Origin of the sequence: Streptomyces cucumeris, from assembly GCF_024295805.1 — a bacterium.
Lineage (GTDB): Bacteria > Actinomycetota > Actinomycetes > Streptomycetales > Streptomycetaceae > Streptomyces > Streptomyces cucumeris.
Genome location: NZ_JANCLX010000009.1, coordinates 213,468 through 228,676 on the forward strand (window position 1 = coordinate 213,468; position 15,209 = coordinate 228,676).

Sequence of the window (15,209 nt, forward strand, 5' to 3'; positions counted from 1 at the left end):
GCTAGCCCGTGGTGCTGTAGGTCGCCGTCGCCTGCTCGAAGTAGCGGGCGACCGCGCGGCGTTCATCGGACGGACCGATCACCAGCACCACGTGGTACCGGCCGTCGATCAGCATCGCGAGGTTCCGGGCGTACACATCGCGCCCGCTGCTGTCGCGCCAGCTGAACTCGCCCTCCGCCATGGCCGTACGGCCGACGTCGATCCGCCGTAGCCCCGAGGACGAGGCCCAGGAGGAGCCGCGGAAGGCGGCGAGCTCCGCCTCGCGGTTCTGCTGGTACGCCATCGGGTCGCCGCCGAACTCCGACGCCCGGTCCCGTCCGGCCACCACCAGCAGCTCGAAGTCACCGCCGAGATAGCGGACCTGGCCGCGCCCGTTCTCACCGCGCCGCGTCCAGTCCTCGTCCACCGCGACCTTGAAGCCCTTGGGGTCCTTGCGGACCACGAAGCCCTTCGCCACCCCCGCCGGCTGGGTGGACTGCGGCTCCGGGGAGTCCCCTTCGGCGCCGGACGACGCGGATCCCGCCGGATCGTGGGGAGCGCTGGGCGCGGTGCTCTGCGCGCCCGCCGACCCCGTACGGTCCTGGCCGCCGGTCTCCTTGTCACGCGGCATGAACATCGTCGCGTAGAGCACCGCCGCCGCCAGCGCGAGCAGTATCAGCAGCAACAGCACCCGGCCCAGTTTGCGCGGCTCGCGCGGTTCCTCGGCCGCGCTCCGCACCGGCTGCTGGGCCGCCGTACGCTCGTCACGCGGCGGCCGGGCCGCTCTCGGCGGTCTCGGCTCTCTCGGCTGCTTGGCGCGCTTGTGGCGGCCGTGCGCGGCGGCCGACGGGGCGGGGCGGCCCCGCCCCCTGCGCACCAGCCAGCCGCGCCGGCGCACGACCGGCAGCCGACGGGGATCGGACGTGCCGCCCGGCCCGATCGACGGCACGGTGACGGTACGGCTGCCCACATCCGGTTCGGGCGCGGAGCGGATCAGCGAACGCAGCCAGCCGCGCAGCTCCTCGAAGTCCGGCCGCTCGGTGGGGTCCTGGCGCAGCAGCGACTCCACGACGGGGCGCAGCGGACCGCACTCCTCCGCGTACGCCGGGGCCTCCGCGCACACCATCTGGACCAGTTCGGCGGCGTGGTCCTCCGGATACGGGGCATGGCCCTGGACGACGCGGTAGAGCAGGACGCCGAGCGCCCACAGGTCCGCGGACGGGCCGACGGGGGCCGCGAGCCGCCAGTTCTCGTGGACCGCCACCGCCTGCTCGGGCGCCCAGCGTTCGGTGACCGCGCCCACCACGACGATCCGCGCCTGCCGGGCCCGTTCGGCGGCCAGCGCGGTGCCGGGGCCCCGGCCGGAGGCGGTACCGCCCGGAGCGCCGTCGGTGTCCCAGGAGCCCTCGCCGGTGCGCGGACCGGCGTCGTCCCACTCGTCGGGCCAGGGCGCGCCGTCGGTGACGAGGTCCTGCCCCGGGTCCCTCTCCTCCGCGTCCTCGTCGCATTCGGCCTCGTCGTACGGGTCCGCGTAGACGTCCGGGGACTCGCCACCCGCGCGGGCCGCAGCCCGCGCTCCCGCCGCGTACGCCGCGATGGCACTGGCCCGTGCCGCACGCGCGGCCGCGCCCTGCGGATCGGCCCCTCCGCTCTCCGGCTCGCCCTCACGCGCCCCCGGCAGCCAGGGCATGCCCGGGTCGCGCTCGACCGCGGTGGGCCCACCGGGCCCGCCCGGAGCGCCCGTTGCGCCGTTGCCGCCCGCCGGGCTGCGCTCAGGGGGCGTACGCGGGCCGGGGAAGCCACCGGCCGTGCCCTGGTCCCGGTAGCGCGGTCCGGCACCGCGCTGCGCCGCCGCCGGATCCGACGGCGCGGCCGGAGCGGGGATCGCCGCCGCCGGAGCGGGGATCGCCGGAGGCGGTTCGCCGTCCGGGGCGTCGTCCTCGTCGGCGCCGGAGGGCGGCGGCACCGGGTCATAGCCGCACAGCGCCTCCTCGGCGGCCCCGGCCGCCAGACCGGTCAGCATCGCGCGGCCGTCGTCGCACAACAGGACCGTGCGCGTGGTGATGTTGCGATGGGTCCAGCCATGGGCGTGCAGGGCGCGCAGCGCGGTCAGGATGTCGTTGGCGATCTCGGCGGCGCGGTGCGGGGAGAGCGTCCCCTCGGCGAGCAGCGCGGCGAGCGGACGCCCCGCGACCAGTTCGCTGACGATCCACAGGCTGCCGGACTCGGCGAAGACGTGGAAGACCTGTCCCAGCCGTGGGTGGTCGGGGAGTTGGGCGGCCGCCGTCGCGGCGGCCATCGCGCGCCGTACGGCCGGATCGGCGCCCGCGGCCGTCCCGTCGGCCAGGCGCCCGCCCGTCCAGCCCCGGTTGCCGTCGTCGACCACTTCGGCGTCGACGACCTCCGGAAGCGGTATCTGCCGCAGATGGACTTCCTGCCCGCTGTAGGTGTCGAAGGCGCGGGTCTCGACGAACTCGTACTCATCCGCGGGTGGCAGGGGCAGGCGATAGCGGTCGGCCAGCACCCGACCGGCGTACTCGTCCACGACGCCTCCCCGAGCACGGATGTCACGCACTCATCAGCACAGCCGGAAACCGTCAAGTACGGTCATTTTGCCGGTCCATACGGCTGCGCACGGTCCACGGCCTCTCACGATACGTGCCCGCGCGGCGCTTCGCCGACAGGAGTGCTCAGTCCGTGACGTCGAAGGTCTTGAAGGCGGTGTCGCGCAGGGTCCTGCACTCCTTCTCGTCCCACTTGGACGCCTCGCATGTGACCACGATGGCGAAGCCGTGGGTGCTGTCCACCTTGAACCCGCGGTTGATCGCCCGGACCCGCTTGCCGCCGGTCTCGTACTCGAACTTCCAGTCCGCGACCGTCGGATAGCCGTGCCAGTCGATCTCCTTGATGCCCAGACCCTTGTAGTTGGTCATCCGGCCCGGGGCACCCTTCTCGCTCGCGCGCCAGTCCGCCGCCGCGTCGTCCCGGGGCGCGTCGGTGAAGTCGACCTGGATACGCGGAATGGTGGAACCGCCGTAGTACCGGCGGCTCAGGTCGTAGCTCCCGGGGTGCATCTGCCAGTTGTCCGGCATGGCCATGGTGAAGTGGAAGTCGGGGTTCCTGAACATCTTGTAGCCGTCCGGGAGTGAACCGTCCTCCTTGCCGCCCCCCTTGCCGCCGGAGTCCTCGCCCTTGCCGCCGGCCTCGTCGTCCGAGCCCTTGCCGCCGCCCTTGCCGGAGTGGTCGTCCTCGTCCGAGCCCTTGCCGGACGCCTCCGACCCCGGGGTCTTCTGATCCGACCCGCCGGTCCGGGCGGCATCGCCCTTCTGGCTCTTCGCCTCGTCCCCGGCACCGGCCGAAGCGGTCTTGTCGCCACCGGACGTGCCCTTGGCACCGTTGTCGCTGTCACCGCCGTTGAGGGTGATGACCAGAACGACGGCGAGGATCGCCAGGACCACGGCCACGGCGATGATGATCAGCGTGCGCCTGGGCACCACATCGGTGAGCGAGGCGCGCGGCGGCTCGGGCGGCTCCGGGTTGACCGGGGACCGGCCCGACGACGCGGAAGCGGCCGCGGCCTTCTTCTTCGCGGCGGCCTGTTTCGCCGCGGTCTTCTTCCCGGCGGCCGCCTTCTTGGCCGCCGCGGACCCGGCCGCCCCCGCGTCACCCGACGCGGAACCGGAATCCGACGCAGCCTCCGCGGACTTCGCCGACCCCGCGGCGGCCCCGGCACCGGCGCCCGACGACCCCGATCCCGAACCGGACTTCCGCCCGCTCTCCGACCGCTTGGCCGCCGAGGCAGCCGCCGCGTTGCGCACCGAGCGCAGCGCGCCCCGCCTGCGCTCCGATACGGCCGACTCCTTGGCCTTGGCCGCGGCCTCCTCCTCCGCCGACGGGGCGGGCGGCAGGGTCATCGTGCGGGTGGCATCGGCGGGCGGCGGGGTGGCGGAGCCCTCCGGGGCGCTCAGCGCGTCCTCCAGGAGCGCTCGCGCACCGGCGTCGTCCAGCCGGCGGTCGGGGTCCTTGTCGAGCAGGCCGTAGATGACCTCCTCCAGCGGGCCCGCGTTCTTCGGCGGCTCCACCGGCTCGGTCATCACGGCGGTGAGCGTCGCTATGGCGGTGCTCTTGTCGTAGGGCGGGACGCCCTCCACCGAGGCGTACAGCAGACCGCCCAGCGACCACAGGTCGGCGGGCGGGCCCGGCTTGTGGCCGCGGGCGCGTTCGGGCGAGATGTAGGAGGGCGCGCCGACGAGCATGCCGGTGGAGGTGACCGACGGGTCGCCCTCGACCTGGGCGATACCGAAGTCGGTCAGCACCACCCGGCCGTCGTCCGAGATCAGCACGTTGGACGGCTTGACGTCACGGTGCAGGATGCCCGCCTGGTGGGCGGCGCGCAGCACATCGAGGACGGCGAGACCGACCTCGGCGGCGCGGCGCGGGGTGAGCGGGCCGTCGTCGCGGACCACATCGGCGAGCGAGCTGCCCTCGATGAGCTCCATGACGATCCAGGGGCGGTCGTCCTCGTCGACCACGTCATAGACGGTGACGGCCCCGTTGCTGCGGATCCTGGCGATCGCCTTCGCCTCGCGCAGCGTGCGGGTGATGAGCCGTCTCTTCTCGTCCTCGTCGACGCTGGACGGGAAGCGCAGCTCCTTGACCGCGACCGTACGGCCGAGGGTCTCGTCGCTCGCGCGCCAGACCGTTCCCATGCCGCCCTGCCCGAGGATCTCCCCGAGCCGGTACCGACCGGCGAGGAGGCGCCCGGTCGAGCCCTGCGTCTTCTCCGCCTCCGACATGCGACCCCTCTGCAAATCAACCCACCCTGAACCCACCCTGGGAGAGCGACCATTGTCTCTCATCCGCGGACCCGCGGAAGTCCGGGGTCCACGGCGCGGCGCGCCGCCCTCCGCGACACCTGCGAACATCGCTGTATACGCAGAGAAGGAAGGCCCGTGTCATGCCCATCTCCGCCCTACGATGGCACAGGCGGAGCGGTGTGCCGACCGTCCCCGTGCGGCCGGCCGCGGTGACGGCCGCGCTCGCCGTCACCCTTTCGGCCGCGCTGTCCGGCTGCGGCAACGGCGGTGCGGGCGGGGAGACACCGGCGAGCGCGCGGGCGTCCCGGGACGCCGCGGTACGGACGGCGCTCCGCGCCCTGATGGCCGACGGGGCCGCGCCGGGCGCGGCGGTGCTGGTCCGGGACGGACGGGGGACACGGTTCACCGCGGTGGGCGTGGCCGATGTCCGCTCCGGACGGCGGATCCACCGGAATGACCACTTCCGCGCGGGGAGCCTCACCAAGACCGTCATCGCGGCGACCACGCTGCGGCTGGCCGCCCAGGGGCGGCTGCGGCTCGACGACAGCGTCGCGAGCCATCTGCCCGGGCTGGTGACCGGTCAGGGGAACGACGGGCGGCGCATCACCCTCCGTCAGCTGCTCACCCACACCAGCGGTCTGTACGACTACACCGCCGACCCCGGGTTCGCCCGGGAGCTGTCCGCCGCCGGGAGCCGCACCCGTACCCCGGCCTCGCTGGTCCGCATCGCCGTCTCCCACCGCCCGTCCTTCCGGCCCGGGACCGACTGGCGCTACTCCAACACCAACTACATCCTGCTGGGCATGGTGATCCAGCAGGTCACCGGCCGCCCCTACGCCGAGGAGGCACGGCGGCTGGTGCTGCGGCCGCTCGGCCTGGACGCCACATCCTTCCCCGGCACCCGCACCACGCTTCCCGCCCCGCACGGCCGCGCATACTCCGGGACGGACGGCGCCCGACGGGACATCACCGACCTCAACCCCTCGGCGGCCGGGGCCGCGGGCGAGATGGTCTCCACCCTCGACGATCTGAACCGGCTGGTCGCCGGGGTCCAGCGCCGCCGGGTGGTGGGCAGCGCCGGGCTGCGCACGCTGCGGGACACCTCGGCCTCCCACGGCCGGTACGGCATGGGGCTGTTCCCGGTGCGGCTGCCCTGCGGGATCACCCTCTGGGGGCACAACGGGGAGATCCCCGGTTCCTCTGCGCTGGCCGTCTCCACCGCGGACGGGCGCCGCGCTCTCGCCTACCGTCTCAACAGTGGCGCCCGGCCCTCGTCCGCCGATGAATCGGCCCTGCTCAAGGCCGCGTTCTGCCCGCGCTCCTAGGTCCTGTCCTGCCGATCTTCGTGGGCCCGCGACGCCTGGCACCGCACCTCGCCGCGTTGTCGGGCTCATCCGAGTACGCCCAGTACAAGGACGACCCTCCGCCTTGCGATGCACGGCACCAGACGCCGCGGCCTGATCCACGAAGACCGACAGGACAGGACCTAGCCGGCGGGCCGCGGCCGGGCAGCACCCCGGCCCGGCCGTGAGACCACCGTGCTCAGAGCGGGATGATGTCCGGCGCGCCCAGCCGGGCGGCGTCGGCCGTCAGATCGTCCGGCTGCCGCTGCGACTCGCGTTCGGCCTCCACCCGCTTCTCGTAGTGCTCGACCTCCTTGTCGATCTGCTCCTGGCCCCAGCCCAGGACCCCGGCCATCAGCTCGGCCACCTCGCGCGCGGTGCGCGTACCGCGGTCGAAGGTCTCGATGGAGATACGGGTGCGGCGGGTGAGTACGTCGTCGAGGTGGCGGGCGCCCTCGTGGGAGGCGGCGTAGACGGCCTCGGCGCGCAGATAGTCGTCGGCGCCCTGGAGCGGTTCGCCGAGGGAGGGGTCCTGGGCGATCAGCTCCAGCACCTCGTCGGCCAGCGCGCCGTAGCGGTTGAGCAGATGCTCCACCCGGGCCACATGGAGCCCGGAGCGGCGGGCGATCCGGGCCCGTGCGTTCCACAGCGCCTTGTAGCCCACGGCGCCGACGAGCGGCACCTCCTCGGTCACGCACGGCCCGACCCGGCGGTCGAGACCGTGCACCGCCTCGTCCACCGCGTCCTTGGCCATCACCCGGTAGGTGGTGTACTTGCCGCCCGCGACCACCACCATGCCCGGTACGGGATGGGCCACCGTGTGCTCGCGCGAGAGCTTGCTGGTCGCGTCGGACTCCCCGGCCAGCAGCGGGCGCAGTCCGGCGTAGACGCCCTCCACGTCATCGCGGGTGAGCGGTACCGCGAGCACCTCGTTGACATGCTCCAGCAGGTAGTCGATATCGGCGCTGGAGGCGGCCGGATGGGCCTTGTCCAGGTCCCAGTCGGTGTCGGTGGTGCCGACGATCCAGTGGCGGCCCCAGGGGATCACGAACAGCACGCTCTTCTCGGTGCGCAGGATCAGCCCAGTGGTGGAGTGGATCCGGTCCCGGGGCACCACGAGGTGGATCCCCTTGGACGCGCGGACGTGGAACTGGCCGCGCTCACCGATCAGCGCCTGGGTCTCGTCCGTCCACACCCCGCTGGCGTTCACCACCTGACGGGCGCGCACCTCGAACTCACCGCCCTGCTCCAGATCGTGCACCCGGGCGCCGACCACCCGCGCTCCCTCCCTCAGCACGCCGACCACCCGTGCCCGGTTGGCGACGTGGGCGCCGTAGCGGGCGGCCGTCCGCACCAGGGCGGTGACGAAGCGGGCGTCGTCCACCTGGGCGTCGTAGTACTGCAACGCCCCGACCAGGGCGTCCTTACGCAGGCAGGGAGCCACCCGCAGCGCCTTGGTCCGGGTCAGATGACGGTGGACGGGCAGTCCGCGGCCGTGTCCGGAGGAGACCGACATCGCGTCGTAGAGCGCGACCCCCGCCCCCGCGTACAGCCGCTCCCAGCCCCGGTGCTTGAGCGGGTAGAGGAACGGCACCGGCTTCACCAGATGCGGGGCGATCCGCTCCAGCAGCAGTCCGCGCTCCTTCAGGGCCTCTCTGACGAGGGCGAAGTCCAGCATCTCCAGATAGCGCAAGCCCCCGTGGACCAGTTTGCTGGACCGGCTGGAGGTGCCCGAGGCCCAGTCGCGGGCCTCGACCAGACCGGTCTCCAGACCGCGGGTCGCGGCGTCCAGCGCGGTACCCGCGCCGACCACCCCGCTGCCCACGACCAGCACATCCAGCTCACGGTCCGCCATCCGGGCCAACGCCTCGCCGCGCTCGGCCGGTCCCAGTGCCGGTGTCCTCACCGCTGCCTCCCGTTGTGATCGACATCACGTCGCACGTGCAGAGATTTTCCTGGCTTTCTCCTCGCCGTGCCATGGCGCTGCTCCACCCACTGCCGCAACACCGGGCCAACACCCCCCACCAATACTGAATACGAGTCATATTTCCGCTTAGTCTGCCTTTGCGCCATCCGGAATCACCTCGGGAAGGACGGCTCGCAGTCATGCCCGCAGATCTCGCCGTCATCGGACTCGGCCATCTCGGTCTCCCCCTCGCCCAGGCCGCCACCGCCGCCGCCATCCGCACCGTCGGCTACGACCCCGATCCGCGTCTGATCGCCGATCTGCGGGCCGGCCGGCTGCCCTCCGGGGCCGGGGACGGCCGGCTGTCCACCGCCGATCTGCGCCGGATGGCCGCCGGTGGCTTCCAGGTCACCGCCGACCCCGCCGAGCTGGGCCGGGTCCGTACCGCGGTGATCTGCGCCCCGACCCCGCTGGGCGAGGACCGCAAGCTGGACCTGACGGCGGTCGCCGAAGCGGCCCGTACGCTCGCGGCACGGCTGCGGCCGCACACCACTGTCCTGCTGGAATCCACCGTGTACCCCGGCACCACCGAGGAATTCCTGCGTCCGGTTCTGGAGCGGGGGTCCGGACTGCTGGCCGGACGCGACTTCCACCTGGCCTACTCCCCCTGCCGCCTCGACCCCGGCAACCGCGCCCACGGCCCGGCCAACACCCCCAAGGTGATCGGCGGCCTCACCCCCGCCTGCACCGAGGCCGCCGCCGCCTTCTACGGCCGGTTCACCGAGAAGGTGGTGCGCGCCCGCGGCCCCCGCGAGGCGGAGACCGTGAAGGTCCTGGAGACCAACTACCGCCACGTCAACATCGCCCTGGTCAACGAGATGGCGGTGTACTGCCACGACCTGGGCGTGGACCTGTGGGACGTGGTGCGCTGCGCCGAGACCAAACCCTTCGGCTTCCAGGCGTTCCGCCCCGGGCCGGGCGTCGGCGGCCACGGGGTGGCCGTCGACCACGACCACATGGCCTATCAGCAGCGCGGCCTCGGGCTCCCGCTGCGGATGGTCGAGCTGGCGCAGGCGGTCAACGGGCGGATGCCGCGCTATGTCACCCAGCGCTGCACGGCCCTGCTCAACGAGTACGGCAAGTCCGCGCGCGGCGCCCGGGTCCTGCTGCTGGGCGTCGGCTACAAGCCCGATATCGCCGACGAGGAGGGTTCGCCCGCCCGGGAGATCGCGTCCCGGCTGATGGACCTGGGCGCCGAGATCAGCTACCACGACCCCTACGTACCGCAGTGGCGGGTGCGGGGGCAGCGGGTGGAGCGCGCGGACGGGCTGTACGAGACGGCGGCCGACGCGGACCTCACCGTGCTGCTGCAACACCACCGGGCGTACGACCTGCAAGGGCTCGCGGTGAAGGCCCAACTGCTGCTGGACACCCGGGGGGCGAGCCCGGCGGGCACCGCACACCGGCTCTGACAGCGGGGCGCCACGGCCGGGGGCGGACGGCGGAACCGTCCGCCCCGCCGAGGTGCGCGCCCCGCCCCCGGTCCGTGGCGGCCCGGCTACGCCACGCCCGGCAGCTCCTCCGTCAGATACCGCTGGACCGTGGCCCCGACCGTGTCCACCACCACCTCCCGGTCCAGCGAGGCCAGCGGCTGTATCTCCAGGACATAGCGGGTGAGCGCGAGCCCCACGAGCTGGGAGCCGATCAGTCCGGCCCGTACCTCCGGGCGCGGTCCGCCCGCCCGCTCGGCCACCCGGCCCAGCACCTCACGGGCGATGAATCCGCGCACGGTCCGCGCCGACGCCGGGTGCGAGACCGCCGAGCGCAGGATCGACAGCAGCTTGGCCCGGGTGGGTTCCTCCTCCCATAACCGCAGGAAGGCCCGGACCAGCCGTTCCCCCAGCTCCTCCACCCCGCCGTCCAGGACCGGCCCGAGCAGCAGCTCCGGGCGCATCGCGTCCCGCATACAGGCGGCGAACAGACCCTCCTTGGAGGCGAAGAAGTGGTGGACCAGGGCGGCGTCGACCCCCGCGGCCCTGGCGATCGACCGCACCGAGGCACCGTCGAAACCGCCCTCCGCGAACATCCGCTGGGCCACCCCCAGGATGGTGTCGCGACTCTCCGTCGCGCCGGGTCTCCGGCCGGTGCGCTTGCGGACCTCGATGGTCATGCGGCAACCTCCACGGCTTCACGGCCTTCACGGCTCATTGCTGCTGTTCACGGCAGTCACGCCGGACGACGCGGATGACGGCATGCGGCGTGTCGGAAACCGCCCCACTGTACGGCCCCGGCCCCATACCGCCAGGGGGCCGGACGCGGCCGTCGGCTCACGTCCTGCGCGCGCGCCGCAGCCGGACCGTCGCGGCCAGCACGATCAGCAGCACCCCGCCGCCGACGAACGCGATGGCCCCCGACGGCACCGACCGCACATCCGCGGTGAATGTCATCGGCTCGCCCCAGGGCCTGCCGTCCGCGGTGGTGTGGAGCCGGGCGGTCAGCCGCACCGGTCCGTTGGCGTACGCGCTCACCCGGACCCGCACCGTCCGGCTCACCGCCCGGTCCGCCCGGACCCGCACCGAGCGGTCCAGGGTGTTCAGCCGCTCCGGACGGCTGGAGAGCACCCGCAGTTCGACCCCGGTGAGGTCCTGCTGAAGTCCGTTGTCGACGGTGACCGGGATGACCGCCGTACCCCCGGCCACCACCACCTTCGCCTTGGGCACCAGCCGCACCGAGCCCATCGAGGCGGTCAGATAGCGCGCCACGCCCCGCTGGTAGGCGTCGCCGCCCGATGCGTCACCGCGCCAGGCGGTCGACAGGGAACGGGCCATCGCGGCCCGTACGGAGGCGGTGGTGGCCCGGGCGTCCGACAGCACCTTCGCCAGCGCGCGCAGCCGCCGCCGGTCCCGGGCGACGGCCGCGAGCCGGGCGGGCGGCAGCTCCGAGGCGCGCAAGCCCACCGGATAGCCGTCGTAAGCCCGCACCTCGCCCGGCTCCGGTTCGCGCAGGGCCACCTCGAACCGGGTGGGCTCCAGCCAGCCCGCCTTCTGGCCGTCGGCGAGCGCCCCGAGCAGGACGTCCGCGGTCGCTGCGGGCATCCGGCGCGGTGGCACCACCACCAGGTCGCGGCGGGCGTACGGCAGTTCCCGTACGGCCGTCAGCGTCTCGGCGAGCAGCCGCTGCCGCAGCCGCAGCCCGGCGGCCGCTCCGGACGCGGACTCGCCGCGGGAGCCCTGTGAGCCCTGTGAGCCCTGTGAGAGCAGCGCGGCGATGGTGGTGTCATAGGTGAGCGCGGTGGTCCCGCCGCCGAGCGCCACGCCGCCGTCGTCCGTCGCGCCCCCGGCGACCAGCGCGGCGGACGGGCCGACCGTGCCGCCGGAGGCCAGCACCGTGCCCAGGCCCAGCCGCCGGGTGTACGCGGCGATCGCGTCGTCCACGGCGCCGCCCGCGGGCCAGGCCACATCGGCGCGGGCACGGGTGTCCAGCGCCCGGTCCACGACCGTCCGGCCCGCCCGGGACGACCGCCGCAACAGCCCGGCCAGCGACTCGTCACCGCCGCGGGCGAGGGAGGCCAGATCCGGGTCCGCGTACGGCAGCGCGATGACGTCCCGGCCGTGGACCGCCTTGCGCAGCGCGGCCAGCCAGTCCGCGGCCGCGTCGCCGCCCTCGCCCTCGGTGGCGTCCTGCGGATCGGTGCCGCCGGGGGTCCTGGCCACCCGGTAGCCGTCGGCCATGGCCTGCGCCTGGACGATGAGATCGGGGTCGATCACCCAGGTCACCGGCTGGTCCCGGCCCGCCTCGACCAGCCGCCGCAGCCGTCCGCCGGGGCCGAGGGACGACCTCAGCGCGTCGTCGCGGAACACCGGCAGCGCCCGGTCGGAGGTGCGCTGGGTCAGCGCCTCCATATGCGGGACATCGGTGATCGGCCACAGGACGGTGGTGTGCAGCGGCTCCAGACCGGTGCCGTCGGGATAGGCGCAGAGGTAATCGCGTGTCAGCCCGAGGACCGTGCCGTCCTCATGGGAGAGGTCCACGGTGAGCGCGAACGCCCCGGGCCCGTCGAGGCCCAGGTCCGGTACGGGCACGGTGATCTGGAAGCGGTGCGCGGCGCCGGGCGCGAGGGCGGCGACCCCGGCCGTGCGGTCCGGTACGGACGGGCCGTCGGCGCGGCCCAGGACGGTGCGTCCGGCCACGGCAGCGAGCCCGCCGCGGGTGTCGATCGCCCCGTGCGCCCCGATCCGCACACCGAGGCGGCCGGCGCCGATCCGGCGGCCGGAGGTGTTGGTGACGGTTCCGCTGATCCTCAGCTCCCCGCCCTGCCGCACCACCGAGGGGTTCAGCGACTCCAGTTCGACGGAGGTCGGATACGACACCCGGCTGACGGACCGTGGTCCGTCGGGTCGTCCAGGTCCGGCGGGCCGTCCGGGTCCGGGGGATCGTTCGGGTCCGGTGGACAGTGCGACGGCGGAGGACAGGACGGTGACCAGCGCGGCCAGGACGGCGACGGCCACGCCGACCGCCCGTCCGTGTGCCCCGCGCAGGACTGCCGTCACCTCGACGCCCGCACCTCCCGTCCGCCCGCGCCGCTCGGGACGCGGTGCCACCAGCCCACCACGGCCACCGCACCGCCGCACGCCCGGACACCCCGGCCGGGGGCCTGCGGGACGCGGCGGGACGCCGGACGGCGACGAGGCGGACCGGGGGGACGGGGCGCCGGGCCCGGCGGTGTACGGGCCACGGGGCCCGTACGGGCCGTCAGACCCGGACGGTGTCGAGGCGGCGGGGGCGCGCCTCCATGGCGGTCCGCAGAGAGGCGAAGTCCTCCACACAGCGGCCGGTGCCGATGGCCACGCAGTCCAGCGGGTCGTCGGCCACCAGCACCGGGATGTCCAACTCACGGCTCAGCCGGACGTCCAGCCCACGCAGCATGGCACCGCCGCCGGTCAGCACGATGCCGCGGTCCATGATGTCGCCCGCGAGCTCCGGTGGGGTCTCGTCCAGCGTGGAGCGGACCGCCGCCACGATGCTGTCCACCGGTTCGCCGAGTGCGTGCCGTACCTCCTCCGCGGTCAGTTCCAGCACCTTGGGGAGACCGGTGACTTGGTCACGGCCGCGGATGGTGCAGCGGTCCGGCGGCAACAGCGCCTGGGTGTCCTCGGGATCGCCGCTGTCACCCGGGAGGACGACCTCCACGTTCCGCTCGGACTGCCGGACGGCGCCCCCGGGGCGCGGCGCCGGGAGCGTACCGCCCGGCGCCGCCGAGCCGATGCTCACCTTGATCTCCTCCGCGGTCCGTTCACCGATCGCCAGCGCGTAGTGCTTCTTCACATACGCGGTGATCGCGGTGTCCATGGCGTCACCCGCCACCCGGACCGAGCGGGCGGTGACGATGCCGCCCAGGGAGACGACCGCGACCTCGGTGGTCCCGCCGCCGACGTCCACCACCATGCAGCCGGTCGGCTCGCTCACCGGCAGCCCGGCGCCGATCGCCGCCGCGATCGGCTCCTCGACCAGGTGCACTTGACGCGCACCGGCCTGAGTCGCGGCCTCCATCACCGCGCGCCGCTCGACGCCGGTGATACCGGAGGGCACACAGACCACCACACGGGGTCGGGCCAGCCGACGGCTGCCCGCGACCTTCTTGATGAAGTACCTGAGCATCCGCTCCGCGATCTCGAAATCGGCGATCACGCCATCACGCAGCGGCCGGACGGCGACGATGTTCGTCGGGGTCCGACCCATGGTCTCCTTCGCCGCCGAACCGACCGACAGCACATTGCCGTCGACCGTGTTGACGGCCACGACCGACGGCTCGTTGAGCACGATGCCCTTGCCCCGGACGTACACCAGCGTGTTCGCGGTGCCCAGGTCGATGCCCATGTCTCGTCCTGTGAACGACTTGTTCTGCGCCATAAGTTGACATTATTGCTTATGCCGGATTCTGTCCTGTCGGCACTCCCCACCGTGGACCCACCGGGAGCGTCTGCGCGGACCGCGGGGAGCGCGGATCTCCGGGGAAACAATCGGCGTACCGCGCGCCGCGGTCCGCGCGTTCGTCGCGCAACTGATCGGCATCGCGACGCAGATGAGGGGGAGAGTTTCCGGGCTACGGCGGATACCCCGGTCGACCACTTCGGTCGGGTGGCCGATTTACGAGAGGCCCCGGTGCGGAACGACACGGAACTCTCCGCCGTTACAGGTACGGAAAGTTATCTCGTAGCGAAAAGGATCACCGGGAAGCACCCGGGTTGTCCAGATATGCCGGGCGCCGTGTCTCCTTCCGGTCCCAGCCATGTCACGGACCCCAGACACAACTTGTCCCGTTGTCATGCCCTGCTGTTAGTTTAATGGCGCGAACTATTCGTCCGCGTTCCCAGCCCACCACACCGCAGGTCAAGGCTGTCCCCGGAACGCGGATTTCCACCTTCATCCCCGGGGGATCTCCATGAGCCAGAACTGGCAGCAGCCTCAGCAGCCGCCGCAGCAGCCCCAGCAGCCGGCCGGGTACGGCTACCCGCAGCAGCCGCAGCAGCCGCAGTACGGTGGCGCTCCGCAGCAGCCCCAGTACGGCGCTCCGCAGCCGCAGTTCGGCGGCGGCTTCCCGCCGCCGGCGCCGCAGGGCCCCCAGGGCAACGCGCTGCTGGCCGTCGGTGCCGCCGTGGTCGCCGCGCTCGTGGGCGCCTTCCTCTACGCGTTCCTGCTGAGCGCGATGGCCGACACGGACGGCGCGGAGGTGGAGGTGACCCAGTTCGCCTACGCCGGTGTCGCGCTCGGTGGTCTGATCGGCTTCGTCGTCGCCAAGTTCGGCGGCCGCAACGTGGGCCTGTGGGTCGTCGGCGCGGTGCTCGCGCTGGCCGCCGTCTTCATGGGTGAACTCCTCGGCTACTCCATGATCATGGCCGACCTGCTGGACAAGATGCCCGCCGCGCAGCTCGAGGCGGCCGGGATCGAGCACACCTCCGCGCTGGAGATCTTCTTCAACCACATCACCGAGCCGCTGGTGCCGTCCGCCCCGGACAGCAGCATCCTCGATGCCTGGAAGGAGGACTCGGACGCGGTGACCTACATCTTCATGGCGCTCGCTCCGGTCGCCGCCATCGGTTCCGCCTTCCGCCTCAGCAACCGCTGACGCCCACGGCACACCACGCACAAAGGAAGGCCCCGACC

9 protein-coding genes are annotated in these 15,209 nt (G+C 73.2%); 3 read left to right on the top strand and 6 right to left on the bottom strand.

Annotated features, from left to right (window positions below; translation table 11 throughout):
* Nucleotide 1: 1 nt before the first annotated feature.
* Both NMK44_RS16570 and NMK44_RS16575 read right to left on the bottom strand, forming a co-directional pair.
* Nucleotides 2-2,524, bottom strand: coding sequence for a serine/threonine kinase C-terminal domain-containing protein (locus tag NMK44_RS16570; RefSeq protein WP_254743733.1), 2,523 nt, complete (start codon nt 2,522-2,524; stop codon nt 2-4).
* Nucleotides 2,525-2,669: 145 nt separating this feature from the next.
* Nucleotides 2,670-4,775 (bottom strand): serine/threonine-protein kinase, encoded by a 2,106-nt coding sequence (locus tag NMK44_RS16575; RefSeq protein WP_254743735.1) that lies wholly within the window; start codon nt 4,773-4,775, stop codon nt 2,670-2,672.
* A gap of 161 nt (nt 4,776-4,936) precedes the next feature.
* Between NMK44_RS16575 and NMK44_RS16580 the strand changes: the two genes are divergently transcribed.
* On the top strand, nt 4,937-6,121 hold the full coding sequence (locus NMK44_RS16580) for a serine hydrolase domain-containing protein (RefSeq protein ID WP_302888285.1): 1,185 nt from the start codon (nt 4,937-4,939) through the stop codon (nt 6,119-6,121).
* Between the two features lie 217 nt (nt 6,122-6,338).
* Here NMK44_RS16580 and NMK44_RS16585 read toward each other — a convergent pair whose 3' ends face one another.
* Nucleotides 6,339-8,045, bottom strand: a complete 1,707-nt coding sequence (locus tag NMK44_RS16585; protein ID WP_254743738.1) for a glycerol-3-phosphate dehydrogenase/oxidase — start codon at nt 8,043-8,045, stop codon at nt 6,339-6,341.
* A gap of 200 nt (nt 8,046-8,245) precedes the next feature.
* On the opposite strand from NMK44_RS16585, the gene NMK44_RS16590 reads away from it, so the two are divergent.
* A complete protein-coding gene (locus NMK44_RS16590) occupies nt 8,246-9,517 on the top strand; it encodes a nucleotide sugar dehydrogenase (protein WP_254743740.1) in 1,272 nt (423 codons plus the stop codon).
* Between the two features lie 86 nt (nt 9,518-9,603).
* Here the strand turns inward: NMK44_RS16590 and NMK44_RS42055 are convergent, their stop codons facing one another.
* The 3 genes from NMK44_RS42055 to NMK44_RS16610 all read right to left on the bottom strand — a co-directional run bounded on the left by NMK44_RS42055 (nt 9,604) and on the right by NMK44_RS16610 (nt 13,955).
* Nucleotides 9,604-10,215 (bottom strand): TetR/AcrR family transcriptional regulator, encoded by a 612-nt coding sequence (locus NMK44_RS42055; RefSeq protein ID WP_302888286.1) that lies wholly within the window; start codon nt 10,213-10,215, stop codon nt 9,604-9,606.
* Between the two features lie 157 nt (nt 10,216-10,372).
* A complete protein-coding gene (locus tag NMK44_RS16605; protein ID WP_254743742.1) occupies nt 10,373-12,646 on the bottom strand; it encodes a DUF6049 family protein in 2,274 nt (757 codons plus the stop codon).
* Nucleotides 12,647-12,797: 151 nt separating this feature from the next.
* Nucleotides 12,798-13,955: a rod shape-determining protein gene (locus NMK44_RS16610; protein ID WP_254743744.1), complete on the bottom strand. Its 1,158-nt coding sequence runs from the start codon at nt 13,953-13,955 to the stop codon at nt 12,798-12,800.
* A 532-nt stretch (nt 13,956-14,487) separates the two neighbouring features.
* Here NMK44_RS16610 and NMK44_RS16615 point away from each other — a divergent pair.
* Nucleotides 14,488-15,171, top strand: a complete 684-nt coding sequence (locus NMK44_RS16615; protein ID WP_254743746.1) for a hypothetical protein — start codon at nt 14,488-14,490, stop codon at nt 15,169-15,171.
* Nucleotides 15,172-15,209: the final 38 nt, after the last annotated feature.

Excerpts from the sequence above, each read along its gene's own strand:
- NMK44_RS16575 (WP_254743735.1), bottom strand. The coding sequence starts at position 4,775 with ATGTCGGAGGCGGAGAAGACGCAGGGCTCGACCGGGCGCCTCCTCGCC.
- NMK44_RS16580 (WP_302888285.1), top strand. The coding sequence starts at position 4,937 with ATGCCCATCTCCGCCCTACGATGGCACAGGCGGAGCGGTGTGCCGACC.
- NMK44_RS16590 (WP_254743740.1), top strand. The coding sequence starts at position 8,246 with ATGCCCGCAGATCTCGCCGTCATCGGACTCGGCCATCTCGGTCTCCCC.
- NMK44_RS42055 (WP_302888286.1), bottom strand. The coding sequence starts at position 10,215 with ATGACCATCGAGGTCCGCAAGCGCACCGGCCGGAGACCCGGCGCGACG.
- NMK44_RS16610 (WP_254743744.1), bottom strand. The coding sequence starts at position 13,955 with ATGGCGCAGAACAAGTCGTTCACAGGACGAGACATGGGCATCGACCTG.
- NMK44_RS16615 (WP_254743746.1), top strand. The coding sequence starts at position 14,488 with ATGAGCCAGAACTGGCAGCAGCCTCAGCAGCCGCCGCAGCAGCCCCAG.